The organism is Dellaglioa sp. CoH-55-MRSF-8, assembly GCF_056782195.1.
Genome location: NZ_JBXAYH010000166.1, coordinates 1 through 291 on the forward strand (window position 1 = coordinate 1; position 291 = coordinate 291).

The window sequence follows — 291 nt, forward strand, 5'->3', positions numbered from 1 at the left end:
GGATGTCACCGGCCCGCTCACATGGCAGGAAGATGCTCATGTCGAGCAGCCCGGACAAGATGCGAACCTCAAGTTCGGACTCCGATTCATCCCAGATGACAGCAACCTCGTCGAATGCGAGCTTCGCAATCGCGTGCACCTGTTCGAGAACCGCACTCTGGGTACCAGTGCACGTCAATGATCCCAGCACACCACTAAGCTCGACGAGCTTTTCTTGATCGGCACGTATACGGCACGATTCATTTTCGTACATGTTGCCCTTTGCCCGTTGCTCCGCGCGCTCTTCCAACT

General features: G+C 56.0%; 1 protein-coding gene. It reads right to left on the reverse strand.

The genetic code is table 11. The annotated features are described in order from the left end of the window. Window positions 1-291 (reverse strand): hypothetical protein (locus AC1RPW_RS08365; RefSeq protein ID WP_481769502.1); only part of this gene is annotated, 291 nt, incomplete at both ends.